This is a genomic window from Malaciobacter pacificus (assembly GCF_004214795.1).
In the GTDB taxonomy this organism is placed as follows: Bacteria; Campylobacterota; Campylobacteria; order Campylobacterales; family Arcobacteraceae; genus Malaciobacter_A; species Malaciobacter_A pacificus.
The window spans coordinates 1,062,125-1,087,722 of record NZ_CP035928.1 but is presented as its reverse complement, the minus strand read 5'-3'; the positions used below and the strand labels follow the sequence as shown (position 1 = coordinate 1,087,722).

33 protein-coding genes and 1 pseudogene are annotated in these 25,598 nt (G+C 28.3%); 13 read left to right on the top strand and 21 right to left on the bottom strand.

Annotated features, from left to right (window positions below; all coding sequences use genetic code 11):
* Positions 1 to 2: 2 nt before the first annotated feature.
* The gene (locus tag APAC_RS05620) at positions 3 to 1,088 is read left to right on the top strand and encodes a YeeE/YedE family protein (protein ID WP_130233189.1); all 1,086 of its coding nucleotides are present in this window, start codon (positions 3 to 5) and stop codon (positions 1,086 to 1,088) included.
* Here APAC_RS05620 and APAC_RS05615 read toward each other — a convergent pair.
* The gene (locus tag APAC_RS05615) at positions 1,085 to 1,435 is read right to left on the bottom strand and encodes a thiol-disulfide oxidoreductase DCC family protein (RefSeq protein WP_130233188.1); all 351 of its coding nucleotides are present in this window, start codon (positions 1,433 to 1,435) and stop codon (positions 1,085 to 1,087) included. The genes APAC_RS05620 and APAC_RS05615 overlap by 4 nt on opposite strands.
* A gap of 99 nt (positions 1,436 to 1,534) precedes the next feature.
* Here APAC_RS05615 and APAC_RS05610 point away from each other — a divergent pair, with 99 nt between their 5' ends.
* Positions 1,535 to 2,149, top strand: a complete 615-nt coding sequence (locus APAC_RS05610; RefSeq protein ID WP_130233187.1) for an acyl carrier protein phosphodiesterase — start codon at positions 1,535 to 1,537, stop codon at positions 2,147 to 2,149.
* Between the two features lie 9 nt (positions 2,150 to 2,158).
* Entirely contained in the window at positions 2,159 to 2,650 is a 492-nt protein-coding gene (locus APAC_RS05605; RefSeq protein WP_130233186.1) for a type II toxin-antitoxin system antitoxin SocA domain-containing protein, read from the top strand.
* Here APAC_RS05605 and APAC_RS05600 read toward each other — a convergent pair.
* The gene (locus APAC_RS05600; RefSeq protein WP_130233185.1) at positions 2,647 to 3,579 is read right to left on the bottom strand and encodes a matrixin family metalloprotease; all 933 of its coding nucleotides are present in this window, start codon (positions 3,577 to 3,579) and stop codon (positions 2,647 to 2,649) included. The two genes, APAC_RS05605 and APAC_RS05600, sit on opposite strands and share 4 nt — an antisense overlap.
* 73 nt (positions 3,580 to 3,652) lie before the next feature.
* Between APAC_RS05600 and APAC_RS05595 the strand changes: the two genes are divergently transcribed.
* Entirely contained in the window at positions 3,653 to 4,072 is a 420-nt protein-coding gene (locus APAC_RS05595; RefSeq protein WP_130233184.1) for an FKBP-type peptidyl-prolyl cis-trans isomerase, read from the top strand.
* A gap of 16 nt (positions 4,073 to 4,088) precedes the next feature.
* Here the strand turns inward: APAC_RS05595 and APAC_RS05590 are convergent, their stop codons facing one another.
* The gene (locus APAC_RS05590; RefSeq protein ID WP_130233183.1) at positions 4,089 to 4,352 is read right to left on the bottom strand and encodes a hypothetical protein; all 264 of its coding nucleotides are present in this window, start codon (positions 4,350 to 4,352) and stop codon (positions 4,089 to 4,091) included.
* A 68-nt stretch (positions 4,353 to 4,420) separates the two neighbouring features.
* Positions 4,421 to 4,630: a hypothetical protein gene (locus APAC_RS05585; RefSeq protein ID WP_130233182.1), complete on the bottom strand. Its 210-nt coding sequence runs from the start codon at positions 4,628 to 4,630 to the stop codon at positions 4,421 to 4,423.
* A 104-nt stretch (positions 4,631 to 4,734) separates the two neighbouring features.
* On the opposite strand from APAC_RS05585, the gene APAC_RS05580 reads away from it, so the two are divergent.
* Complete coding sequence (locus tag APAC_RS05580; RefSeq protein WP_130233181.1) at positions 4,735 to 5,112, top strand: hypothetical protein; 378 nt, start codon at positions 4,735 to 4,737, stop codon at positions 5,110 to 5,112.
* A gap of 21 nt (positions 5,113 to 5,133) precedes the next feature.
* Positions 5,134 to 5,537: pseudogene (locus APAC_RS13345) on the top strand (DUF2214 family protein).
* Between the two features lie 90 nt (positions 5,538 to 5,627).
* Here the strand turns inward: APAC_RS13345 and APAC_RS05570 are convergent.
* The 9 genes from APAC_RS05570 to rpmJ all read right to left on the bottom strand — a co-directional run bounded on the left by APAC_RS05570 (position 5,628) and on the right by rpmJ (position 12,147).
* Positions 5,628 to 6,092, bottom strand: coding sequence for a hypothetical protein (locus tag APAC_RS05570; protein ID WP_130233180.1), 465 nt, complete (start codon positions 6,090 to 6,092; stop codon positions 5,628 to 5,630).
* Positions 6,093 to 6,271: 179 nt separating this feature from the next.
* Positions 6,272 to 7,717, bottom strand: coding sequence for an IMP dehydrogenase (guaB, locus tag APAC_RS05565; protein WP_130233179.1), 1,446 nt, complete (start codon positions 7,715 to 7,717; stop codon positions 6,272 to 6,274).
* Between the two features lie 15 nt (positions 7,718 to 7,732).
* On the bottom strand, positions 7,733 to 9,094 hold the full coding sequence (gene gatA, locus APAC_RS05560) for an Asp-tRNA(Asn)/Glu-tRNA(Gln) amidotransferase subunit GatA (RefSeq protein WP_170170120.1): 1,362 nt from the start codon (positions 9,092 to 9,094) through the stop codon (positions 7,733 to 7,735).
* 144 nt (positions 9,095 to 9,238) lie between these two features.
* On the bottom strand, positions 9,239 to 9,589 hold the full coding sequence (rplQ, locus tag APAC_RS05555; RefSeq protein WP_130233178.1) for a 50S ribosomal protein L17: 351 nt from the start codon (positions 9,587 to 9,589) through the stop codon (positions 9,239 to 9,241).
* 14 nt (positions 9,590 to 9,603) lie between these two features.
* Entirely contained in the window at positions 9,604 to 10,602 is a 999-nt protein-coding gene (locus tag APAC_RS05550; RefSeq protein WP_130233177.1) for a DNA-directed RNA polymerase subunit alpha, read from the bottom strand.
* A gap of 17 nt (positions 10,603 to 10,619) precedes the next feature.
* A complete protein-coding gene (rpsD, locus tag APAC_RS05545; RefSeq protein ID WP_130233176.1) occupies positions 10,620 to 11,246 on the bottom strand; it encodes a 30S ribosomal protein S4 in 627 nt (208 codons plus the stop codon).
* 10 nt (positions 11,247 to 11,256) lie between these two features.
* Positions 11,257 to 11,649 (bottom strand): 30S ribosomal protein S11, encoded by a 393-nt coding sequence (gene rpsK / locus APAC_RS05540; RefSeq protein WP_130233175.1) that lies wholly within the window; start codon positions 11,647 to 11,649, stop codon positions 11,257 to 11,259.
* Positions 11,650 to 11,659: 10 nt separating this feature from the next.
* Positions 11,660 to 12,028 carry a 30S ribosomal protein S13 gene (rpsM, locus tag APAC_RS05535; protein WP_130233174.1) on the bottom strand — a complete coding sequence of 123 codons (369 nt, stop codon included), beginning with the start codon at positions 12,026 to 12,028 and terminating at the stop codon, positions 11,660 to 11,662.
* A gap of 5 nt (positions 12,029 to 12,033) precedes the next feature.
* Positions 12,034 to 12,147, bottom strand: a complete 114-nt coding sequence (rpmJ, locus tag APAC_RS05530; protein WP_079577253.1) for a 50S ribosomal protein L36 — start codon at positions 12,145 to 12,147, stop codon at positions 12,034 to 12,036.
* A 368-nt stretch (positions 12,148 to 12,515) separates the two neighbouring features.
* Here rpmJ and APAC_RS05525 point away from each other — a divergent pair, with 368 nt between their 5' ends.
* Complete coding sequence (locus tag APAC_RS05525; protein WP_130233173.1) at positions 12,516 to 12,878, top strand: HIT family protein; 363 nt, start codon at positions 12,516 to 12,518, stop codon at positions 12,876 to 12,878.
* A gap of 12 nt (positions 12,879 to 12,890) precedes the next feature.
* On the opposite strand, the gene APAC_RS05520 is transcribed toward APAC_RS05525, so the two are convergent.
* The 3 genes from APAC_RS05520 to APAC_RS05510 all read right to left on the bottom strand — a co-directional run bounded on the left by APAC_RS05520 (position 12,891) and on the right by APAC_RS05510 (position 15,522).
* Positions 12,891 to 13,820, bottom strand: coding sequence for a DHHA1 domain-containing protein (locus APAC_RS05520; RefSeq protein WP_130233172.1), 930 nt, complete (start codon positions 13,818 to 13,820; stop codon positions 12,891 to 12,893).
* A 122-nt stretch (positions 13,821 to 13,942) separates the two neighbouring features.
* Positions 13,943 to 15,010, bottom strand: a complete 1,068-nt coding sequence (gene leuB / locus APAC_RS05515; protein ID WP_130233171.1) for a 3-isopropylmalate dehydrogenase — start codon at positions 15,008 to 15,010, stop codon at positions 13,943 to 13,945.
* The gene (locus APAC_RS05510) at positions 15,010 to 15,522 is read right to left on the bottom strand and encodes a 3-isopropylmalate dehydratase small subunit (RefSeq protein ID WP_130233170.1); all 513 of its coding nucleotides are present in this window, start codon (positions 15,520 to 15,522) and stop codon (positions 15,010 to 15,012) included. Before APAC_RS05510 ends, leuB begins: the two co-directional genes overlap by 1 nt.
* 172 nt (positions 15,523 to 15,694) lie before the next feature.
* Here APAC_RS05510 and rpoD point away from each other — a divergent pair, with 172 nt between their 5' ends.
* Both rpoD and APAC_RS05500 read left to right on the top strand, forming a co-directional pair.
* The gene (gene rpoD, locus APAC_RS05505; RefSeq protein ID WP_130233169.1) at positions 15,695 to 17,557 is read left to right on the top strand and encodes an RNA polymerase sigma factor RpoD; all 1,863 of its coding nucleotides are present in this window, start codon (positions 15,695 to 15,697) and stop codon (positions 17,555 to 17,557) included.
* Positions 17,558 to 17,559: 2 nt separating this feature from the next.
* Complete coding sequence (locus APAC_RS05500) at positions 17,560 to 18,240, top strand: hypothetical protein (RefSeq protein WP_130233168.1); 681 nt, start codon at positions 17,560 to 17,562, stop codon at positions 18,238 to 18,240.
* 10 nt (positions 18,241 to 18,250) lie between these two features.
* Here the strand turns inward: APAC_RS05500 and APAC_RS05495 are convergent, their stop codons facing one another.
* The 4 genes from APAC_RS05495 to hemL are packed head-to-tail and all read right to left on the bottom strand — an operon-like array spanning position 18,251 to position 20,706.
* Positions 18,251 to 18,796: a hypothetical protein gene (locus tag APAC_RS05495; protein ID WP_130233167.1), complete on the bottom strand. Its 546-nt coding sequence runs from the start codon at positions 18,794 to 18,796 to the stop codon at positions 18,251 to 18,253.
* Positions 18,783 to 19,088, bottom strand: coding sequence for an AtpZ/AtpI family protein (locus tag APAC_RS05490; protein WP_188353751.1), 306 nt, complete (start codon positions 19,086 to 19,088; stop codon positions 18,783 to 18,785). The genes APAC_RS05495 and APAC_RS05490 overlap by 14 nt, the downstream gene beginning before the upstream one ends.
* Before the next feature lie 10 nt (positions 19,089 to 19,098).
* Positions 19,099 to 19,413, bottom strand: coding sequence for a pyrimidine/purine nucleoside phosphorylase (gene ppnP / locus APAC_RS05485; RefSeq protein ID WP_130233165.1), 315 nt, complete (start codon positions 19,411 to 19,413; stop codon positions 19,099 to 19,101).
* A 9-nt stretch (positions 19,414 to 19,422) separates the two neighbouring features.
* Entirely contained in the window at positions 19,423 to 20,706 is a 1,284-nt protein-coding gene (gene hemL / locus APAC_RS05480) for a glutamate-1-semialdehyde 2,1-aminomutase (protein WP_130233164.1), read from the bottom strand.
* A gap of 54 nt (positions 20,707 to 20,760) precedes the next feature.
* On the opposite strand from hemL, the gene APAC_RS05475 reads away from it, so the two are divergent.
* Positions 20,761 to 21,546 carry an energy transducer TonB gene (locus APAC_RS05475; RefSeq protein WP_170170119.1) on the top strand — a complete coding sequence of 262 codons (786 nt, stop codon included), beginning with the start codon at positions 20,761 to 20,763 and terminating at the stop codon, positions 21,544 to 21,546.
* 9 nt (positions 21,547 to 21,555) lie between these two features.
* Positions 21,556 to 22,239, top strand: coding sequence for a hypothetical protein (locus tag APAC_RS05470; RefSeq protein WP_130233163.1), 684 nt, complete (start codon positions 21,556 to 21,558; stop codon positions 22,237 to 22,239).
* A gap of 5 nt (positions 22,240 to 22,244) precedes the next feature.
* Here the strand turns inward: APAC_RS05470 and APAC_RS05465 are convergent, their stop codons facing one another.
* Positions 22,245 to 23,351, bottom strand: a complete 1,107-nt coding sequence (locus tag APAC_RS05465) for an FtsW/RodA/SpoVE family cell cycle protein (RefSeq protein WP_130233162.1) — start codon at positions 23,349 to 23,351, stop codon at positions 22,245 to 22,247.
* 19 nt (positions 23,352 to 23,370) lie between these two features.
* Here APAC_RS05465 and APAC_RS05460 point away from each other — a divergent pair, with 19 nt between their 5' ends.
* Both APAC_RS05460 and APAC_RS05455 read left to right on the top strand, forming a co-directional pair.
* A complete protein-coding gene (locus tag APAC_RS05460; protein WP_130233161.1) occupies positions 23,371 to 24,357 on the top strand; it encodes an RluA family pseudouridine synthase in 987 nt (328 codons plus the stop codon).
* Positions 24,305 to 25,591, top strand: a complete 1,287-nt coding sequence (locus APAC_RS05455) for a fibronectin type III domain-containing protein (protein WP_228255953.1) — start codon at positions 24,305 to 24,307, stop codon at positions 25,589 to 25,591. The genes APAC_RS05460 and APAC_RS05455 overlap by 53 nt, the downstream gene beginning before the upstream one ends.
* Positions 25,592 to 25,598: the final 7 nt, after the last annotated feature.

The following is a 25,598-nucleotide window of genomic DNA, read 5'->3' as shown; positions in this document are numbered from 1 at the left end:
ATATGTTTGAAAATTTTGAAATTTATCAAATAGTAAATGCCCTAGGATTGATTCTAGGATTATTATTTGGTGCAATTGCACAAAAAAATCAATTTTGTTTTAGTGGGTCAATAAAAGACTATATCCAAACAAAGTCAACTAGACGAGGAGCTTCAGTTATTATGGCAATGATAATAGCAATAATTGCAACAACAATAGCTGGAAACTACTTTGAATTTGATGTAACAGAAACAAGATACTACAAAGAAGATATCAATTACTTTGCAATTATTCTTGGTGGATTATTGTTTGGTACAGGAATGATGATAGCTGATGGTTGTAGTAATAGACAACTTGTGAAGTTTGGACAAGGAGATTCTAGATCTCTTATAACTTTACTTTTTATTGGTCTTTTTGCATACGCAACTACAAAAGGTTTATTATTTGATATTTTAAATCCATTTACAAATAATGAAACATTAATACAATGGTCAAGTAATTTAGAAAACTTTACAATGAATATCTATGTTGTAGTGGCTATATTGTTTGGTATTTTATTTATGTTAACTAAAAATATAAAAAGAATGTTCACACTTATTGATGGTGTATTAATTGGTCTTTTAGTAGCAGCTGCTTGGAGTATAACTTGGGTTTTAGGCCAAGAAAGTATGGAGAGAATAATCCCTCTTGATGGTGTTTCTTATGTATATCCAACTGCACAAACAATTGAGTTATTTATGTATTACCAAGTTAATTATTTAACATTCCCTATTTGTTTAGTTATAGGAGTGATTGTTGGAACTTTTGCTATGTCATTTGTAAACAAAAAATATAGCTTTGGATGTACTGCAAGCCAAAAAATCAATAGAGTAACATACAATATGATTGGTGGTGCTTTAATGGGAACAGGAGGAGTTATGTCTATAGGTTGTACAGTAGGTCAAGGTTTAAGTGGAATGTCAACTTTAGCATTCTCTTCATTTCTTGCTATTAGTTCAATCTTTATTTCAGGAGTTATAACTGCTAGAATTTTACATAAAAAAGATAAACTTCCTATGTGTTTTATCTTTGAATGGAAAGATAAAGAAAATCAAGATTATCAAATCTAATATTTAATATTTGGGGTTTTCCCAAGTATTATTAATAACACTCTTCTTATAAATTTTATAATTGGATATAAAACTTTTTTAAACAAAATATTATCATAAAGAAATAACTTCCCATCTGTAACTTTTTGTAAAAATATTATTGCTTCACTTCCTTGGAAAATCAAAGTATCAGCTACTACAATTACACCATTGTTTATATCAAAACCTTTTTTTGCAAACTCTTTTATATCTAATATATTATCTCTTGCATTTATTATTGTAATATCATTTGATTTTCTTAATTTTATTAATTGTGCATAGTTTTTACAAAAGGGACAATCTTTATCATAATAAATTTCTATTTTCATTTTTTTCTTTAATTTCTAAATTTAAACAATTATATCAAAGTTTATAAAAACTATTTTTATAAAAGTGTGATAAAATTCAATTAAATAAAAAGGTATTTGATGAATTGGTTGGCACATATTTTTCTTTCTGAACAAAATATAGATTTCCAAATAGGAAACTATTTAGCAGACCCCTTAAAAGGTAAGCTTTGGGAAGATGCTAGCGAAAATCTTCAAAATGGTCTTAAAACTCACATTTTAATTGATTCTTTCACAGATTCCCATGATGTAGTAAAAAGAAGTAAAAATAGACTTAGAGATAGTGGATTATTAAAATCCATAGTTATGGATATAACTTATGACTATTTTTTATCTAAACATTGGAATAAATATTGTAATATTTCTTTTGAAGATTATACAAATCAGTTTTATAAAAAAGCTACCCAAAGAGTTGATAGTTTTCCTTTTAAGGCTGCAAATAGTGTTGAGAGAATCATCAAATACAAAATTTTAAATAAATATCAAACCCTACAAGATTTAGAAGTGGCATTTATTAGAATTGATAGAAGGTTATCACCTAAACTTTTATCAAGAGACACTACAGTTAGTTACTATAAAGCCGTAAGTAAAAACATAAATGAGCTTGAAGAAGATTTTATAGAGTTTTTCCCTCAACTATGTGATATGGTTAGAGAAAATGTTAATAAAGATAAAATTACACACTGGAAAATTTAAAGGTAAAAAATGAATATAGATATTACAAAAATTGCAAATGTAATAGTTTTAATGATAGATAAAAAAGTAAAAAACTTAGATGATAGAAAACTATCAATTATGCTATTTTTGATGGATTACAATCATAAAAAAACTGTTGGAGAATTAATTTTTACAGATGATTATATAAAAAATAAGAAACTTCCTTCTTCAGTAATATTAAGTGAACTATTTGATATTATAGCTTCTCAAGAGGAGTTAAGTGAAGATGATGATAGATTGTATCTAATAGAAGAACTTATTGAATACATAGATATAGATATTACTCCAAAAGAAAAATTTACAGAATTAAAATTTTCTAAAAATGAAGAGTTTGATGATGAAATATTTTCAAAAGAAGAGTTAAAGACTATCAACAAAATCATTACAAACTTTAAAGACACAAGCTTTAGAAATATTGCAAATGAACCTTTTAGTTTAGATTTATTTAGAGATAAAAAAGATGGAGAAATGATTTTTTAGAAATTTTCATTAAAATTTCTAATATCATCTCTTGTCAAAAATAAATCTTTTTCTTGATTCTTTTGTAAAATAGGATTCATCAAAGCATTTGAATCATTAATATGTGGTATTCCAACAAGATGTGCAATTTCATGTGCTAAAACAGCTTTTAATTGATCCAAATTTTCAAAACTATAAATCTCTATTTTATCCATACTACTTTGAGTAGTAGTCTCTTTAAATTTTTTACCATCTTTTATATATGTTTTTTCAATAGTTTGAATTTGTCCAAATGCTCTTCCTTTTACAACCTTTAGACTTCTTTGTAAGGATTCTATCTCATTAGCTAATATTTGTGATTGTTTTACTAGATTATTAAAAGAATGGATTTTATTGTTATATTGATTCAAGCTCTTTCTTAACTTAGACGCTAACTTTCTTTTTAATTTCGTCTCTTTTTTAATATCATCTTTTTTAACTTTTATGTAATTTTTAATTTCATCATACTCTTTTTTTGGATATTGTTTTATTTTATTTACTTCTCTAACATATCTATTTAAATTTTCTATTTTCTTATTTAATATTTTTGATTGGATATTATACTCTTCTTGAACAGTATCTATTTCAAACTTTTTTGAAGGAAAAAACTCTTTTAATTTTGATATCTTATCTTTTTTCTTTTCGAAGTTATTTATTTTTCTTTCTAATCTTTTTTGAGCTAATGTTGGTTCTAAATATGTTAAATGAATAGGTTTCCCATCATTTGAATAATCAAATACATTAAACCCTAATTGAGATTCAAATACTTTTTCAATATCATCAATTATTTCTCTTAGTTGCGAATAAGTTATTTTATCTTCATATTCCCTTGAAATTTCCCCTATTCTAACTTTTTCAAAACCTGCAAATAAAGATGATAGAAAAAGTAATGTTATAAATAAAATTTTCATCAAATCCCTTTATATTTATCTATATATTAAAACTTTTAGATATAGTACCAAAATAACATATAAGGATTAACTAATGGCAATAAAAAACAATCAAATTGTATTAATGCAATATGAGTTAAAAGCAAATGATAATATTATTGAAAGCAATTTAGACGGTGACCCAATTGAGTTTACATATGGGAAAGGACAACTTTTAGAAGGTTTAGAAGAAAGAATTAAGGATATGAATGCAGGCGATGAAAAAGAGGTTACAGTGCCAGCCTATGAAGCATATGGAGAGTATGACAAATCTTTAACAGAACAAGTTCCAATCAATGAATTTGAAGGAATTGATTTAGAAATAGGCATGATATTAGAAGCAGATGGAGATAATGGTGAAATCTTTAAAGCAACAGTTACAGATGTTACAAAAGAAGAAGTAACGGTAGATTATAATCATCCATTAGCAGGTACTGACTTAACTTTTAAAGTTAGAATTAAATCAATAGTATAAAAGAGGCAAACCTCTTTTATCTAAATTTCTTAGCATCTTTTTTTGGTGGAGGTAAAATCCTATTAAAATCATAGGGAACAATATCATGTTCTATCTTTTCAGTAAAATCATATAATCTTATACAAACACCAAATAAAATAAACCATACAAATATTTGATTTATAATTGGCGTTGAAAATACAATTCCAACTAAAACACCCAATATCCCTAAATTTATAGCAATTATATCAATTTTTTTCTCTTTTACTAATTTGTAATAATGTTTAATTTTATCTAGCATATATAATCCTTTTTTAATAAAAGTTCTTAAGTATACTATTCTAACAAAATACTTTTAAATAAAAGAGTCTATTTTTTAACTTTTTTTCTAGATGCTTTTGCTATTTTTGCTTTTTTCTTCGCTTTTGCTTTATTTTGACTAGCTGATTTTCTAGCATTTACAACCTGCTCTTTTACAGTAGTATCTTTTGAAAATGCTTTTGGAGTAGAGTTACTACCTAATTTAATTAAGTCCACTTTTGAACTTTTTACACTGTTATTATTTGAGCTTTTTCCCATTTTTAGTCCTAGTATTTTTTAAGAAGCGCATTATAATCTTTTTTGAATATAAAAATCATAAATACAATCAAAATATAATATACTTTCATCAAATAAGGAAATATATGTATACTGATAATTTAAATAAAATTGATAAAAAAATAGAGCAACTAATAGATGATAAAACAACTTATAACTTCGATACTCTAAGACAAAAAGTAGAAAAGATACTAACTGGAATTGAAATGTTTATGATTGAAGATGAATTAGACTCAAAAGCAGTCAATTTATACCTAAAAAAAGTAATCACACAAAGAAATGAGATAGCAAAACAAAAAGAGAAATCAATTTTTCAAGATACAAAAGAAAATAGATACAAACTAATAGAAGAAATTTGTAAAAAATGCGAATTTAATTCTCAAGAAGAGTTAAGCAAAAAGATAGAAGAATTAGAGAAAAAATCTGTTTATGAATTAAAAGAGATTTTAAATAATATAATCTAAAAATAATTTTTAGAATAATAAATGACTGAAATAGTTTTTAGATACATACACTTTATAGGGATTATCAGTTTGGCTTCATACTTAGTAATGCAACATTTACTAATAGCAAATGAAAATAAAATAGAAAAGTTAAACAAAATAGCTTTTATTGATATAATTTATGGTATCAGTGCTATTCTTACATTAGTAGTAGATTTAGCTTTATGGTTGTTTGTGGGAAAAGATTCAAGCTTTTACATACAAAACTAACACTTTTTATTGTGATTGCTTTATTATCTATTTACCCTACTATGTTTTATCTAAAGAATAAAAACAAAGACGTAGCAGTTGTAAAAATGCCAAAAATGATAATCATGCTAGTTAGAACACAATTAGCTATTTTATTTATTATGCCATTATTAGGTGTTTTAATTGCAAAAGGATAGGTTTTTCCTATTCTTTTAATAATACTTTTAGTTATCGTTATCACCTGACCCCTAATTGAAATTGATGACCCCTAATTGACCCTAATTTTACTAATTATCAAAATTTGATTTAACATCTGAATCTAATGTTTTTATATACTTTATAATTTCTATAGAAGATTTTAGAAGCTCTTTATTTCTAGTATTATCCTCAATAAATTCAGTTGACGTTCCTTTTCCTCCATGAAATAAATTATTTCTTACAGTTTTTAAATATTCAATAGCTGATTTTAAATCATTAGAATTTGAATACCAATGATTACTAAAAACTAAATTGCCACTATTATCAACTTTTTGTATTTTAGGAGGATTATTAAGGATATATTTGTCTGATAAATAAGTTAAAGAAAAAGAACTACTATTTTTAGAAATAAATTCTTCCCAATCTGCAAATGCATTATTATTTCTATCATTTTTCAAATATTTTTGAATACCAGTTGCTTTTAATGCATATTCCATTTTTGAGAATAATTTAAAAAATTCAAAAGCTAATTCTTCAATATTAGTACTTGGCATTTAACTCCTTCAAAAATTATTAAAATAATTATACTAAAAGAAGTTTAGAATTGACTATTTTTTTAAAGTTCAAGGCAAGAGTAAAATTTTTTGTGGGAGCTTACTGAAGTAAGTGAGTAAAAAAATTTCTGCGATAACGCAGAAACTTGGAAAAAGAGGCTGTTATAAACCTCTTTTTTTTAGATGTGGTAATTAGGTGCTTCGTTTGTAATAGTTACATCATGTACGTGAGACTCTTTAAGTCCTGCACTTGTAATCTCCACAAACTCTGCTCTTTCTTGGAATGTAGGAATATCTTTACTTCCTAAATATCCCATAGAACTTCTTAAACCACCTACCATTTGGTGAATGATATCTGAAATATGTCCTCTATATGGTACCATACCTTCAATTCCTTCTGGAACTAATTTATCAGCAGCAGTTCCTTCTTGGAAATATCTATCAGTACTTCCTTTTGTCATAGCTCCAATAGAACCCATTCCTCTATATGATTTAAATTTTCTACCATGAGATAAAATAACTTCACCTGGAGATTCTTCAGTACCTGCTAATGCACTTCCCATCATAACAGCACTTGCTCCAACTGCTAATGCTTTTGCAACATCACCAGAATATTTAATACCACCATCAGCGATAATTGGAGTACCCGTTTTAGCACCTTCAGCAGCACACTCATCAATTGCAGAAATTTGAGGAACACCAACACCTGCAACGATTCTTGTTGTACAAATAGAACCAGGTCCAATTCCTACTTTAACAGCATCAGCACCAGCAGCAATTAAATCAGCAGTTGCTTCAGCAGTTGCAACATTACCAGCAATAATTTGAACATCCATTTCAGCTTTAATTGCTTTTACTGTGTCTAAAATACCTTTTGAATGACCGTGAGCAGAATCTAAAACTAAAACATCAACACCAACTTCAACTAAAGCTCTTGCTCTATCAAGTTGACCAACACCAATAGCAGCACCTACTCTTAATCTTCCAAACTCATCTTTATTTGCATTTGGATATTCTCTTTTTTTGTTGATATCTTTAATTGTAATTAGTCCAACTAATTTATTGTTAGCATCAACGATTGGTAATTTCTCAATTTTATTAGCATGCATAATATCAGCAGCTTCATCTAAAGTAGTACCTTCTTTACCAGTAATTAATGGCATACTAGTCATTTTTTCTTCAACTAATTTACTATAATCTTTTGTAAATCTCATATCTCTATTTGTTAAAATACCTAATAAAATACCATTTTCATCTACAACTGGCACACCAGAAATTTTGTATGAAGCCATAATATCTTCTGCGTCTTGTAATGTTTGATGTTTTTGGATAGTAACTGGATCAATAATCATTCCAGACTCAGATTTTTTAACTTTTTTACATTGTAAAGTTTGAGTTTCAACATCCATATTTTTATGAATAATACCAATACCACCAAGTCTAGCCATTGCAATCGCTGCTTGATATTCAGTAACTGTATCCATAGCAGCAGATACAAAAGGAATATTTAAATCAATTTTTTTTGTTAATTTAGATTTTAAGCAAACTTCTTTTGGTAAAACCTCAGATTTTGCTGGTACTAATAAAACGTCTTCAAATGTTAATGCTCTTTTTCTAATTCTCATATTCTTTCCCTAATATTATTTATTATAATTTACTGCTTTTTCAAGTGATAAAGCACCATCAAACATTGTTTGCTCATCATAAGCTTTTGCTATTAATTGTAAACCAACAGGCATTCCATCTTCATCTTTATCAACAGGAACTGAGATAGCAGGAAGACCAGCTAAATTTACAGAAATAGTATAAATATCACTTAAATACATCTCAAGTGATGTTTTAAATGAACCAAATTTTGGTGCAGTTGTTGGAGCAACTGGAGATAAAATTAAGTCAGCATCTTTAAAAATTGCTTCATATTCATCTTTAATTAAGTGTCTTACCTTTTGTGCTTTGATATAATAAGCATCATAGTAACCAGAACTTAATACAAATGATCCTAACATAATTCTTTTTTGTACTTCTTGCCCAAATCCTTGAGATTTAGTTTGAACATACATATCTTTTAAGCCACCTTCACCTTTTCTATTTCCATATCTAACACCATCAAATCTAGAAAGGTTAGCACTTGCTTCTGCTGTAGCAACGATATAATAAGATGATAATATTTTATCTGTATCTAACATATTTTTATGAACTATTGTATGACCTGCATTTTCTAATGCTTTAATTGTTTTTTCAAATGCATTCTGAATTGCGGGACTAGCTTGAGAAATGAAGTTATCAATTACTGCAATTGTAAGTTTTTTATCACCATCAAGTTTTGGAGTAACTGCTTCATAAGCTATATTTGCTGAAGTAGAATCCATTGGGTCATGTCCAGAAATAATGTCATATAAAATTGCTGCATCTTCAACATTTTGTGTAATAGGACCACATTGATCAAGTGAAGAAGAATAAGCTGTAATTCCATATCTTGAAACTCTTCCATAAGTTGGTTTCATACCAACACAACCACAATAAGCTGCTGGTTGTCTAATACTTCCACCTGTATCAGTTCCAAGGGCAGCAATTGCAATACCACCAGCAACAGCAGCAGCACTACCTCCACTACTTCCACCAGGAACTTTTTCATTGTTAACTGGATTTAATGTCTTACCATAACAAGAAGATTCAGTTGAACTTCCCATTGCAAATTCATCCATGTTTGCTCTACCAAAAGCAGATAAGCCAGCTTTTTCTAAATTATTAATAACTGTTGCATTATAAGGACTAATGTATCCTTTTAAAATATTACTAGAACAAGTAATTTCCCAGTTTTTAACATTTATATTATCTTTTATTGCTATTGGAATTCCAGAACCTGTTTGTGAAATATCAGTAGAAGTTAGTTGTTCAACATAGGCACCTATATTGCTATTTTTAATTTTTGTAGTTAAATCATCTCTTAGTTTTTTTATATCATCATCACTTAAGGTAAGTGCTTCTTTTAGAGTTATCAAATATTTCTCCTGTTGTTTTACATTTATAGTAATACGCTGGATTTTATCTAAAATATCATTAAAATCAGGTAAATAAAAAGTAGGAATAAAAAAAGGGACAGGTACAAATGTACCTGTCCCTTTATATTTCGTTAAATCTAAAGATTATACGAAAGAAATGAATGCCATTGGTGTAGCATCACCTCTTCTAATTCTTGTCTTAACGATTGAAGTGTATCCACCATTTCTACCTTCGTATCTTGGTGCAATTTCATTAATTAATTTTTTAGTAGCTTCTTTGTCTTGTAATGCAGCAAATACAGCTCTATGTGTATTTAAGTCAGCATTTCTAGCAGTTGTTACTAATCTTTCAATGTGTCTTTTTAATTCTTTTGCTTTTGGTACAGTTGTTTCAATTTTTTCTCTCTCGATAATTGCAATTGCTAAATTTTTTAACAATGCTTTTCTATGAGAAGAAGTTCTATTTAATTTTCTATATCCGTGCTTATGTCTCATATTAAACCCTTAAATTATGCTTTTAGTTGCTCTAATTTTCTTCTTAATGCAGAAGCAACATTTTCTGGAAGTGTATTTTCAACTGGGTATCCTAATGACTCTAATTTTTCAGCAATTTCGTCATAAGATTTTTTACCTAAGTTCTTAATATTTTTTACTTCAACTTCACTCATAAGTACTAGTTCACCTAAGAATTTTAATCCAGCTCTATCTAAAGAGTTGAAACTTCTAGCACTTAAATTTAAATCATCAATTTTAATGATTAAATCTTTTAGTTCTACTGGCTCTTCTCCAGTTTCACTTACTGTTACTTCAGATAAATCAAATACTTTGTTAAATACTGACATTTGAGAGTACATAACTGATACTGCTTCTTTAAATGCAGTAACTGGAGAAATTTGTCCATTTGTTTGTACAGTAAATACAGCTTTTTCAAAGTTAGGGTTATCTTCAACTAACATTTTTTCAATATCATATACTACTTTTTTAACTGGAGTAAAGAATGCATCAATAGGAATGTAATCTGGCCCAACAATATCTCTAATATCTTCAGAAGGCATATATCCAATACCTTTTTGAATAATTACAGAGAAAGTTAAGTTACAGTCACTGTTGATAGTAGCTAAGTGAACGTCTGGAGAAACAATTTCAACATCAGAGTTGATTAAATCTTCACCTTTAATTTCTTTTGGCCCATTAAATGAGTACTCTACTACTACTTGATCTTTATCGCCGTTAATTTTAAATCTAATGTTTTTTAGATTAATAATAAAAATAGCTATATCTTCTAGCATACCTCTTAAAGAGTCAAACTCATGAGAAGCACCTTCAATTTTTACAGCAATTGGTGCGTAACCAATTGAAGAGCTTAATAAAAGTCTTCTTAAAGGGTGCGCTAAAGTAATTGCAAAACCACTTTCAAATGGATATGCTGATATTTTAGCTTCATTTTCGCTGATAGCTTCGATCTCAACTTCAGTTGGTAAAAACGGTGTGTCTGCAAACTTTTTCATTAGCTACCTTTTATTTATTATTTAGAATATAACTCTACGATTAATCTTTCTTCAACAGGAATAACAACTTCTTCTCTTGTTGGGATTCTTGTGAAAATTCCGAAAACTTTATCTTTTTCTACGTCAACCCAGTCAACCATACCAGTTTGGTTAGTTAATTCTAATGCTCTAACAATTTGAGGGTTGTTTTTAGATTTTTCTCTGATCTCAATTTTTTGACCAGGTCTAACGATGAAAGAAGGAATATCAACTTTCTTACCATCTACTAAAATGTGTCCGTGAGTTGTTAATTGTCTAGCAAATGCTCTAGTTGAAGCAAATCCCATTCTGTAAACAACGTTATCTAATCTTTGCTCGATTAATGTAATAAGGTTAGCCCCTGTATTACCTTCTCTTCTTGCAGCTTCTTTAAAGTATTTTCTGAATTGTTTTTCAGATACACCATACATAAATTTAGCTTTTTGCTTTTCTCTTAATTGTAAACCATACTCAGAGATTTTAGCTCTTCTTTGTCCATGTTGTCCAGGAGCAAATGGTCTTTTTTCTAATGCAGATTTTCCGTTAAGTCTTCTCTCACCTTTTAATCCAAGGTCTGCATCAAGTCTTCTTTCAATCTTTTCTCTAGGTCCTCTATATCTTGCCATTATTTATCCCTTACACTCTTCTTCTTTTTGGAGGTCTACAACCATTATGTGGTAATGGTGTAACATCTTTTAACCAAGTAACTCTAATACCTTCCATAGCACCTACAGATTTAACTGCAGTATCTCTACCAGATCCTGGTCCTTGGATTTTAATTCCAACATTTTTGATTCCGTGCTCAATTGCTTTTTGCATAGCATCTTCAACTGCTGCTTGTGCTGCGAATGGAGTAGATTTTTTAGAACCTTTGAATCCTAAGTTTCCTGCACTTGACCAAGAAATTGCATTTCCTGCATTGTCAGTAACAGTAACCATAGTATTATTGAAACTTGCAGCAATGTGAACAATACCGTCAGCAATGTTCTTTTTTACGATTTTTTTTCTAGTAACTTTTCTTTTTGCCATCTGTCATTCCTTACTTAGCTGCTGCACCAACAGTTTTCTTTTTACCTTTTCTTGTTCTAGCATTAGTCTTAGTCTTTTGCCCTCTACAAGGTAAACCTCTTCTATGTCTTAAACCTCTGTATGAACCTAAATCCATTAAAGCTTTAATATCCATTGCAACTTTTTTTCTAAGATCACCCTCAACCATGTAGTTCTTTTGGATTTCTTGTCTAATTGCAGCTGCTTCGTCTTCTGTTAATTCATGTGCTCTTTTATTGTAATCAATTCCAACAGCGTCTAAGATTAATCTAGAATTATGTAAACCAATACCATAGATATAAGTTAATGCATATTCCATTCTTTTTTTGTTTGGTAAATCAACACCCGCGATTCTTGCCATGTGTCTTATCCTTGTCTCTGTTTATGTTTTTTGTTATCGCAAATTACTCTTACGATACCTTTTCTTTTGATAACTTTACATTTATCACACATCTTTTTTACTGAAGCTCTTACTTTCATAAGTCTTGTCCTCTTTTTGTGTTTTTTACCACTTTTCAACAGGGAAGAACTACTTCGAAAAAAGCAAACTGCTTTGCTTTTTTGTAGTTCGCCCCGATTTTCATATTCCATAATATAGGAATAAAATCGGCGGAGCAAAGCTAGTCTGTCCCCAAATATTGGTTTCAATTGCTTCTTTCCGGTTCTGCCCAACTCTTTATAAAACACAAATATTTTATAAAAACTTCCGTTATGGTTGAAAAAATGGAATTGGATTATAATTAAATTTTACTTAAAGTAAGTTGAAAAGAGTATATAACGCATTGTTTAATCAAATATCTAGTATTATTCCATTGAAAATAGATAAATATTTATAAAAGGGTTTAATTTTGTCAATAATTTTTAAAAATGAATTAATAAGAATCGAAATAGAAGAGTCTGAAATACCTTGGCTAAAAATATTCACTCAAGAAGAGCTAAAAGAGTTTTCTGATTGTGATATAAAAACTAAAGCAGAAATCTTAAGAGCTTTAGATATTGTTGAAAAAGAGATGATTAATTATTTTAATCCAACAAAAATAAACATTGCATCATTCGGAAATTATGTTCCCCATGTACATTTTCATATAATGGCACGATTTGAAGAAGATTCATATTTTCCAGAGCCTATGTGGGGAAAAAAACAAAGAGAATCAAATCTTAAACTAGCATCATTTAAAGATTTTTACACGATACTTAAAAATAAGCTGTAAAATCAGCTTATTTTATCCATCATTATTAATCTGTTTAATTAATTCTTCTAAAATATTATCTGCATTATCTTTTTCAATTTGGCATCCACCAGCAGCCTTATGACCACCTCCACCATACTTTAACATTAACTCTCCAATATTTGTTTTAGATGATTTATTTATAATTGATTTACCTGTACTAAATACAACTTTTTCATTTCCTTTTGTCCATCCAATATGTATAGAGATATTTTGTTCTGGATACATTGCATAAACCATAAATCTATTACCAGGATAAATTATCTCTTCATATCTATAGTCAATTAAAAGTAAATTATCTTTTACTACTGTACATCTTTTTAATTGTTCTTTGAACTCTTCTTCATATTTAAAGTATAAATCTGTTCTCTCTTTTACATCACTTAATTCTAAAATTTCATCAATATTATGTCTTGCACAATATTTTACTAAATCCATCATAAGTTGATAGTTTGAAATTCTAAAATCTTTAAATCTTCCAAGACCTGTTCTTGAATCCATAATAAAACTAAGTAATGCCCACGCTCTTGGATGTAAGATGTCTTCTTCAACAAAATCAGCACTATCAGCTTTATTTGCTCCATTCATCATACCTGTGAAATATCCTGGGAATACTTCATCTCCATCATAATAATCATATACAACTTGTGCTGCACTTGGAGCATCAGGATTTATTATATGATTAGCTTTTTTTTCATTTCTTAAAGTCTCACTAAAATGATGATCAAATACTAAATGAGCATTTTGCACATAAGGTAAATTTGTAATGATATCATTTGAAGTAATTTCAACTTTTCCATCTTGCATATCTTTTGGGTGTGCAAATAGTACATCATCAATAATACCTAGATAAGTTAAAAGTGTACCACACACTAATCCATCCATATCACTTCTAGTAACCAATCTATACTTTTTATCACTCATTTTAAATCCAAATCATTTTTTTATTAGATTTTAACACAAAATGTTATTAATTACTATTAAATAAATTATTTTTTTGTTTTTTTAAAGAAAAGAAGAATAATTAGAAAGTAAAAACTTTCTAATTATTTATTAATATAGTTAGCGATAATATCACCCATTTCAGCAGTAGTTACAACTTCTTTAGCATCATAAGCTGCTAAATCTTTTGTTCTATATCCATCTTTTAATACATTTTTAATTGCATTACTTATCATATCTGCTGCTTTTTCTTCACCTAGTGAATATCTAAGCATCATTGCTGCACTTTCTATTGTTGCAATTGGATTTGCTATTCCTTGTCCTGCAATATCAGGTGCACTTCCATGAATTGGCTCATAAATTGCTGTTTTATCTCCAGTTGAAGCTGATGGTAATAATCCAATAGAACCAACAACCATTGAAGCAGTATCAGATAAGATATCTCCAAAAATATTCCCTGTTACAATAACATCAAATTGTTTTGGGTTTCTTACTAATTGCATTGCTGCATTATCTACATACATATGAGATAATTCAACTTCAGGATAATCTTTTGCCACCTCTTCCATAGTATCTCTCCATAATTGAGAAACTTCTAAAACATTTGCTTTATCAACAGAACAAACTCTTTTATCTCTTTTCATTGCAAATTCAAATGCTTGTTTACCAATTCTGATAATTTCATCTTTTGTGTAAACCATAGTATTAAATGCTTTTTGGCCATCATTCTCTCTTGGTTTACCAAAATAAATCCCACCAATTAATTCTCTTACAACCATAATATCACAACCTTTAATAACCTCTGGTTTTAAAGTTGATGCATTTAATAGTTCATCATAAACAATAGCTGGTCTTAGGTTTGCATAAACTCCCATTTTTTCTCTAAAGTTTAATAATCCTGTTTCAGGTCTTAATTCTCTTGGCAATGTATCCCATTTTTCACCACCAATTGCTCCAAACAAACAAGCATCAGAAGCTAATACACCAGTTACAGTTTCATCTGGCAATGGAACTCCTGTTTCATCAATTGCAATTCCACCCATTAAGTACTCTTTATACTCTAATGTAAAATCACAAGCTCCTGCTACTGTATCTAATACTTTTATTGCTTCATCAATAATTTCTGGACCTATTCCATCACCTTTGATTACTGAAATATTATATTTCTTCATTATTTACTTTCCTTTTCTTTTGCAACTTCAAGATTTGCATAATTAATTAATCCACCAGCTGCAATTAACTCTTGCATAAACTCTGGAATTGGAATAAATTTATAAGTTTTACCAGTTGTGTTATTTGTAATTTCACCTGCATCAACATCAACAGTAATTTCTTCACCCTCTTTAATTTCTAAAGATTCTGGTAATTCAAAGATTGGTAATCCCATATTAAATGCATTTCTATAAAAGATTCTTGCAAAAGATGGTGCAATAACTGCTGCAACTCCTGCTGCTTTTAGTGCAATTGGAGCATGTTCTCTAGATGAACCACAACCAAAATTTTCACCAGCAACAATAATGTCACCTCTTTGTAATTTATTTGGAAATTCAGGGTCTGCATCTTCCATTACGTATTTTGCTAAATGTTCAGGGTCTGAACTATTTAAATAACGTGCAGCTATAATAACGTCTGTATCAATATTAGCACCAAAATTCCATACTTTTCCAGTAATTTTTTTATCCATTATCTGTCCTTAAATTTAATAAACTTTACTTACTTATTAAATTGATTATTTTTCAAGAAAAACGCATTTTAGCGAAAAATAGAGTAATTTTTAATTAAATCATCATTTAAAGGCTTTTTTAACTAATTTGGGTATAATCCAAATCTATCTTACAAACGAGGATATTCCGTCAATGAGTGCAAAAGATTTAAATAAAGGTATTGAGACACTAGTTAAAGAGTACAAAGACTCAGTATTAACTTATGAAAAAATTATAAAAATCTTTCCCAAAGCTCCAACTGCATCAGTAGTAAAAAAAATTATTGCTTTAGTTCAACTTTACAATGTTACTGTGATTAGCTCACAAGAACAGGCTAAAAGAATGAATGCTGAAGAAGCAAAAAAGAAAAGAGAGCAAAGAGAAAAACTAATAGAAAATGAAGATGATGTTTTTGATTTACTTAAAAATAAAGAGTTATTAGAGTGGTCAAGATCTGATTCTCCAGTTAGAATGTATTTAAGAGAAATGGGACAAATTCCATTACTTACTAAAGAAGAAGAGATTGAAATTTCTAAAAAAATTGAAATGGGTGAAGATATTATCCTTGATGCCATTTGTTATGTTCCATACTTAATTGATTTTATTTTAGAATACAAAGAACCTTTAGTAAATAGAGAAAGAAAAGTAAAAGAATTATTTAGAAACTTCGATGATGAAGATGATTCAGGTGATGATTCAAATGATGACGCTGAAGATGAAATCGATGATGAAGATGATTCAGGTGATGATTCATCAAAGAAAAACAAAAAACTTGATAAAAGAGCACAAACTATTGTTGATGCTTTTAAAATCTTAGAAAAAGCGAAAAAAGATTGGCTTAAATTCTTAGCAAAAGAAGAAGCAAAATCTGATGCTGAATTGGATCAAATGACACACAATTTAGCAGTTGCATTTAAAAAGAAAATCTTAAAAGAGGCATTATTAGATTTAGGACCAACTTCTAAACTTATTACAGAAATTGTAAAAGCTATGGAAACTGCACTTAAATCAGATACTGGGTTTGAGAGTGAATTAAAAAGATTAGAGTATAGATTACCGTTATTTAATGATACTTTATTAAAAAACCACCAAAAGATTTTAGATAACATTGTTAATTTATCAAAAGCTCAAATTACTTCAATGGTTCCTGAAGCGACTATGGTTTCTACATATATGGAAATTAAAAAACTTTTCCAAACAGCAGAAGCTTCTAAAGATGGATTTGATTTAGAACCAGAAGAATTAAAAGACGTTTTAGAGCAGATTAAAAGAGGTAAAAGAATTACTGATCAATCTAAAACTAGAATGGCAAAATCTAACCTTAGACTTGTTGTATCTATTGCAAAAAGATATACAAATAGAGGTTTACCTTTCTTAGACTTAATCCAAGAAGGTAATATTGGTTTAATGAAAGCTGTTGATAAGTTTGAATATAAAAAAGGTTATAAATTTTCTACTTATGCAACATGGTGGATTAGACAAGCAATTTCAAGAGCGATTGCTGACCAAGCTAGAACTATTAGAATTCCAATTCACATGATTGAAACTATCAATAGAATCAATAAAATCATCAGAAAAGGTATTCAAGAAAATGGTAAAGAGCCAGATGTAGAAGAGATCGCAAAAGAAGTAGGATTACCTGTTGATAAAGTAAAACAAGTAATTAAAATTACTAAAGAGCCTGTATCACTTGAAGCACCAATTGGTTCTGATGAAGATGGTAAATTTGGAGATTTCGTTCCAGATGAAAAAGCACCAACACCAGTTGATAATATTATGAAAGAGGATTTACAAGGTCAAATTGATCAAATTCTTGCTCAATTAAATGAAAGAGAACAAGCTGTTATTAGAATGAGATTTGGTCTAATGCAAGATGCATCGGATAGAACTTTAGAAGAGATTGGTAAAGAGTTATCAGTTACAAGAGAAAGAGTTAGACAAATTGAATCTAGTGCTATTAAAAAATTAAAGCACCCAAAAGTTGGTAAAAACCTTAAGAATTACGTAGAGAGTTAATTATGAACTTTTATGAAGAATGGGTTGAATTAGATTTAAACCCTATTATCTCTTTTTCCTCTTCAGGAAAAATTATCTTTTCAAATTCAGAAGCTCAGTTTTTATTAAATAGAATAAAAGCTAAAGAGCTTTTTGACTTAGCATTAACTTATGCACCAAAAACCTTTGGTGCAAATACATCGTACATCGATTTGTCTTTGAAAAATTATACTTTTTACGCGATCACAGTTATGTACGAAAATGAAGATGAAATACATATGAAACTTTATAAAAGTGCTATGGTAAAAAAAGAGAATAAAATCAATATAAAAAATATTAATACTACAAATATATTTACATTAGTAGATTTAGCTATTTCTTCAAGTAAAATTAAAACTAATGCTAATTATATTAAAAACTATGATCCATCAATACCTGAATTTAAACTTGATGCTAGTTCATTTATTAAAACACTAGGACAGGTATTCGAGTCATTTACAGGTTGTGAAAACATTACTTCTACAATTATGTTAAAAATTGGTGAATATATAAAAATTGATGGTAGAAAATATTCTTTAATTAGTGTTGAAATTTCAAGTGATAATGAGATAACAATAAATAATCTTAATCCTAAAGAGGATAATTCTTTAATCTTAACTTGTGAAGACAATAAAATAACAATTGACCTTCCTCTCATACTTTAACATTTCAAAGCTATTTTCTTAGCTTTGAAAGTAAAGTTCCTATAGGAACGACTCCTAATCCTACAATAAATGCTATTGGAATAAGTAATTTGTTATTGTTTAATGCAAAAAAACCAAAAACTAAAATTCCATACCCTAATACTCTATATATAGATAAGAATCCACCTGCTGAAAATATAGTATTTTTAAAAGAGTTTTTCTTTACTTTTGATTTTTCATCTTGAATAATCTCTTTGATTTTTTGAGGTGTTAACTCCTCTTCAGGTATTTCTTCATATTCAGTATATAAATCAAAGGGATCATCTATCTCATCAATTTTATCTCTATCTTCACCCTTTTGAGATTTTGATAAATCTAAATTTGCGATTCTTCCGTTTATATTTCTTCTATAAGATAAAAAAGATGCAATTGTAATAAATAAAGATGAAATAAATGCTACTTGAGTGTTTAAAAGCCAAATAGAATCTTGAAAAATCAATGAATAAATAACTAAACAAAGATCAATTAAAAAAAAGATCTTCGCAAAGTTTAAAATTTCAGAATTAATCTTCATCATTGTCGTAAGCTTTATCCCCATACTTTGCTCTATGTGCATATCGAGGGTCGTTTTCTAAACCTTCATACTGTTTTTGAGCTCTTTTATATGCTTTATAAATATTTAAAATAGCTGCTAAGATACCCCAAACAATTCCAAGCCATAAAGTCCAAGAATAACCTGTAAGATATTTAAGACCATACCCTATTCCAAATCCAATAACAATTGCTGCAACTATAGATATACCTAAAGATAGGTTATCTAAAGCTACAATTTTATCTTGATGCTTTGGTACTTTTTTTTCTTCTTCCATACTAATCCAATTAGTCTATGTATGTACAACAATAATCAGTAATTTCTAATACTTTAATATCAAAGCTACAATTTGCTGGTACTTCAAAATATTCACCTGCATTAACCTCTTCCCAGTTACTATCACCACAAGCAATTAATACTTCAACTTTTCCAGCAATGATTTCCATATGTTCTGCTTTTTGCGTACCAAAAGTATACTCACCAGGCATCATAATTCCTAAAGACTTAGAAACTCCATTTTCTACATAACTTCTTGATGTTACATTTCCATCAAAATAAATATTTGCTTTTTTTGTTAAATCAACATTCTTAATAATTCCCATATTTTTTCCTTATAAATTTTTCATAATTTCATCAGCTGCACTAATACAAGCTTCTATATCTTCATCACTAATTTCTGTACACATAAATCCAGCTTCATATTGAGAACAAGCAAAATAGAAACCTTTTTTAATCATTTCATGGTGGAATTTACCAAATCTTTGGAAATCACAAAATTCACTTACTTCTTTAAAGTTTGTTGGAACTTTATCAGCAAAGAAGAATCCAAACATACTTCCTCTTGTATCAACTTGAAGACCAATATTATTTTTAATTGCTACTTCTTTTAATCCAGAAACTAATTTAACTGCTTTTGCGTTTAAAGTTTCATAAATTTCTGGATTAGATTTTAGTTTTCTTAAACTTGTAAGTCCAGCTGCCATTGCAACAGGGTTACCGCTTAAAGTTCCTGCTTGATAAACTGTACCTTCAGGACTTAAATGCCCCATAATCTCTTTTGAAGCAGCAAAAGCACCAACTGGCATACCTGCACCAATTACTTTTCCAAATGTAATAATATCACCTTGAGTTTTTAAAATACCACTAGCACCTTTTAAACTTGCTCTAAAACCTGTCATAACTTCATCAAAAATAAGTAAAGCACCATGCTCATCACATAATTCTCTACAAACCTTTAAAAATTCATCACTTGCAGGAACTAATCCCATATTTCCAGCAATTGGCTCAATAATAATACAAGCAATATCTGAACTATTTTCAAAACATTTCTTTAGATTCTCTATATTGTTATACTCTGATAATAAAGTATGCTTTGTTAAATCAGCCGGAACTCCTGGAGAACTTGGTGCTCCAAATGTTGCCATACCAGAACCCGCTTGAACTAAAAGAGAATCAGAGTGTCCATGGTAACAACCCTCAAATTTAATAATATCATTTTTACCAGTAACACCTCTTGCTAGTCTAATAGCACTCATTGTAGCTTCAGTTCCTGAACTAACAAATCTAACTTTATCAATGTAATCATACATTTCAACAATTTCAGTAGCTAATTGTGTTTCAAGTTCAGTTGGAGCTCCAAAAGATAAACCATTTTTAGCTGTTTGAATAACAGCTTCTTCTATATCTTTATCACAATGACCAAAAATTAGTGGTCCCCAACTTTGTACAAAATCTACATATTTATTTCCATCTACATCAAATAAATATGCACCCTCACCTCTTTGAATAAAAGGGGGAGTTCCTCCTACACTTTTAAAAGCTCTAACTGGAGAATCAACTCCCCCAGGAATAACTTTACAAGCTTCATCATATGCACTTATTGACTTATCAAACATTAAAAAAAATCCTTTGTTAATCATTTATAAATGATATTGTACTATAATCCCGTTATGAAACTTATTATATTTGCTTTTATTATTTCAATATCTATACATCTACTTCTTTTTAATAATTATAAAAATGAAAAAATAAAAGAAGAGAATTATACTAATGTAGAAAAATCAGCTAAAAAATCTGATATAAAATATGTAACTATAAAAAAACAAGAACCAAAAAAAGAGATTAAAAAGCCTGTAAAAGAGATTGAAAAAAAGATTGAAAAGCCTAAACAAATAAATAAACCAAAACCTACACCTACACCTAAAAAGTATGTCAAAGCAAAAGAGAATATAAAATTCCAAGAAAAAAGAAAGCAAAAAGAGATACAAAAAGCTAAAGAATTTCAGAAAAAAGTACTTAAAGAGCAAATTGTAGAAAAAAAACCTTCAATACAAGAAAAAACTTTAGAAGACTTTTTATCACAAAAAGAGCCTGTTGATAAAAAAATTTTAAATAAGTTAGAGAGACTTTATGGAAGAGAGTATGAAAATTTTACAAAAGTACAAAAAGCATATTTAGAGAAGAATATAAACAATTTTCAAACTATTACACAAAGGGTTTTAAATAGACTTGGATATCCTAGAATTGCAGCAAAATTACGACTTTCTGGAACAAATATAGTTGAATTTTTATTTCATCCAAATGGAAGTATTAGTAATCTAAAAATTATTGATAGTTCTGGTTATGAAGTATTTGATGAGTATACACTAGAACTTATTGAAATTGCGTATAAAGACTATCCAAAACCAAAAACTACTACAAAGCTGAGATTTAATGTTAGTTATAGATTATATTAAAGGTAATAAATGATTAAAACATATTTATTAAAATTTATAAAAGGTGAATTAAGCCTTAAAGTCACTTTTTGGGCTTGGTTTGTACTATTTTCATTTGTTCTAGAGTATTTTATTAGTCCTATTTTTAATATAAGTGAGACACTTAGTGTTATATATTTTATATTTATGTTTATTTATACATTTGCAATTTTTCTTGCAGTATTTAAAAGTGCAAATAGATTTGAAGGTTCAAAAGTTTGGTCATATTTAGCAAAAGCCATCATAACCATTAATCTTTTTTTATCTGTTTCTTATTTTATTGAACTATTTCAAGAAACATATTTAGAAGACTATTCTATAACTCAAGAAATTAATTTTTATAAAGAAAACTTACCTTTAAGAGTTGATTTAAATACAGAACTAATTGATATCAATAAAAAAGAGAACACAATTCAATATGTTTATAAATTATATAATACTGAAAGTTTTACCGCCTTAGAAAAACGAAAATTTATAAAACAAGTTCAAAACTCTTTATGTGAAGAAGAAGGAAGTCAAAACATACTAAAAAAAGACTACACTTTAGAGTATCAATATGTGGATAAAAATGAAAATAATTTTCTTGATATAATCACAGACAAAAGTGTTTGTGGAGAGAGTATTTATGATTTAGATATTTTAAAAGAGATACTTAGACAAAGAGGAGAGTTATAAAAACTTTATAACTTCCTTTCATAATTATATAAATCCATATACCTAAAAGCTAATAAATTCTCTAATATTGCAAATATTACAATAAAGTTTATAAATGAACTTCCACCATATGAAAATAGAGGTAAAGGAAGCCCTACAACAGGTGCAAATCCAATCACCATCAAAATATTTACACTCATATTAAAAAATATCAATAATGCTAAGCCTGAAGCAAAGGCCCGTATGACGTAATCATCTTTGAAATAGTAATTTAAACTAAGAAGATGCATTATGATTAATCCATAAAGAATAATCAAGCCAATAGCTCCTAAAAAACCATACCTTTCTACAAAATAAGCAAAAATAAAATCACTTGTAGCAATAGGAAGAAATTTTAACTGTGTTTGTGTTGCTTCTTCACTTTGTTTCCCAACTAATCCTCCTGAACCAATTGCTATAATCGATTGTTTTACGTGATAACTAGGTTTTTCAGATATAAAATCTTTTATTCTTTTTTTCTGATAATCTTTAATTAAATAGGTATAAATAAAAGGAGATGAAACAGAAACAACTAATACAATAGTTGCCCAAATCTTCCAATTAACCCCAATAATAAATAAAATTCCATATCCAACTAATAATAAAACTAAAGCTGTTCCCAAATCAGGTTCTTTAGCAATTAAAATAAAAGGTAATAGAATATAAAAAGAAAAATATGAAAAATCTTTTAATCCATAGCCTTCTTTTGGTGGAGGTCTATTATAAATTAAATATCCAAGCATCAAAATATAAATAGGTTTAATTAATTCTGATGGTTGCATTGTCGTATTTAAAAATGGAACAGGTAACCATCTTTTTGCACCTAGTTTTGTAACACCCCAAAACTCAACAGCTAATAATAGTGCAATTCCTAACCAGTATAAAATAGGTACTAATCTTAATTTTCTTCTAATAGGTAAAATAAATACTATAATAAATGCAAAAATAGAAATACTAAAATACATTAATTGTTTATTCGCTAATATTTCATTTGTTTCACTTATTAAACGATATGATAAGTATATTAATGGTAAAACAAATATGATTAACAAATAATCAAAATGAGATAAAATTCTTTTGTCAAATAAACGCATAGTGAAAGAGTACCCAAATATGAATAAAAATTTTATTGTTGAAGAAGAAAATAGATTAGACAAGTTCTTAGCTACGAAAATAGAGGCTTCTAGAAACCAAATTGAGCAACTTATAAAAAAAGATTTTGTAAGTGTTGATGGTAAAATAGTTAGTAAAACAGGTTATAAATTAAAACTCAATCAAAATATTGAAGTAAATTTTCCACAAACAGAAATTTCAGATGTTAAAAATGAAGAATTTATTAAAGAATCTCTAAAAGATAAAAAAGTAGAAATTATTTATGAAGATGAACATATCTTAGTTGTAAATAAACCTTATAATTTGACAGTACATGATGCACCAAGTGTAAAAGATGCTACTTTAGTAGATTGGTTAAAACTAAAAAAAATCTCGCTTTCAACTATTAGTGGAGAAGAGAGACATGGAATAGTTCATAGACTTGATAAAGGTACTAGTGGTGTTATGGTTATAGCTAAAACCAATGAAGCTCACACTTTTTTAGCTAAACAATTAGAAGATAAATCTATGGGGAGATATTATCTAGCAATTATAGATTTACCACTAAAAGATAATGTAATTATAGAAAAGCCAATTGGAAGAAACCCTAATAACAGATTAAAAATGTCAATTGAACAAAATGGTAAAAATGCCAAGTCAGCTTTTTTGAAAATAACACAAAGTAAAAATGAAAAATTTGAACTAATAGCAGCAAAATTATTTACAGGTAGAACACATCAAATAAGAGTTCATCTAAGTTCGATAAATAGGCATATACTTGGGGACAATTTATATGGTTTTAAGGGCGAATTAAATAAAATAAATAGATTTTATTTACATGCTTATAATTTATATTTAACTCATCCAATAACTAAAAAACAAATGAGTTTTAAAGCAAACTTGCCTGAAGATATATGTAAATTTCTAAATGAAAACTTTAATATGGAGAATATGAATGACAACATTGATGAAAACAGCATCATTAGCAACTTTGATTCTTTTATTTAGTGGATGTAATAATTTAAATAATAATTTAAACACTCCAGCAATAAAACCAAAAGTTGATCAAACACTTGAGATGATTAACAAAGACTCAATCAAAACTATTTCTGATATTACATCTATTGCTTTTGAATGGCAAAAAGTTGAAGACCCTAGAGTTGTAGGTTATAACTTTTACAGATCAGATGTACTAAAAGATGGTAGAACTTTAAAACTAGTTAAATCTTTAAGAAATAGATATGCTACTCACTATGTTGATTCAGGATTAGAACCAAATACAAAATATATTTATCAAATCTCATCAAAAACAAAAGATGGAATTGAATCAAATACTACAGAAGCTTACTTAGTGCAAACACTTCCTAGACTGGAAGCAGTTAGTTTTGTTCAAGCTATATCTGATTTACCAAATAGAATAAAAATTCTATGGAGACCACATGAAGATAAAACTGTAGAATACTATAAAATTGAGAAATTTAATTTAGCAATGAACAAATGGGAACATTTAGCAAAAGTTGATGGAAGACTTCAAGTTGAATACATCGATGATGATTTAGATAATGAAGAAGAAGGTAAGTATAGAATTACAGCTTACAACTTTAAAGATATTGCTTCAAAACCTACAACTGCAGTTTTAGGAAAAACAAAAGCCTTACCTTTAAGTCCAACAGATGTTAAAGCAAGTAATAACTTAGCTAAGAAAATTGAATTATCATGGAACCCTTCTCCAACTGAAGATGTAATCAAATATGCTATTTTTAGAAGTCCTTTTCAATCTATTGGGTTTAGCCAAGAGTATGAAGTGAAAGCTGATACTTTAAACTTAGTTGATACAGTAAATGATGATGACAAAAAATATTACTACAAAGTTTATGCTGTTGATAAAGATGGTTTATATAGTGATATGAAAGTTGATTCAACAGAAGGTAAAACATTAGGTAAACCTGCAAAACCTGTAATTACATTAGCTCAAATTCAAGGTAATAAAGCTATTTTAAACTGGAAAGCAGGAGATAATAGAGCAGTTTCTTATAATGTTTACAAAAGAATAAGACTTAATTTCTTTGAATACAAAACTGTAAAATATACTGATATCAGAGCTTTAAGATTTGAAGATACTGATATTATCAGTGGAATTGAATATAAATACTCTATTCAAGCAAATGATGAAAATAGTTTAATTTCTGATAAAACAGATGAAGCTTTATTAACTATTCCAAAAACACCAACTCTAAAATAAAAAGTAG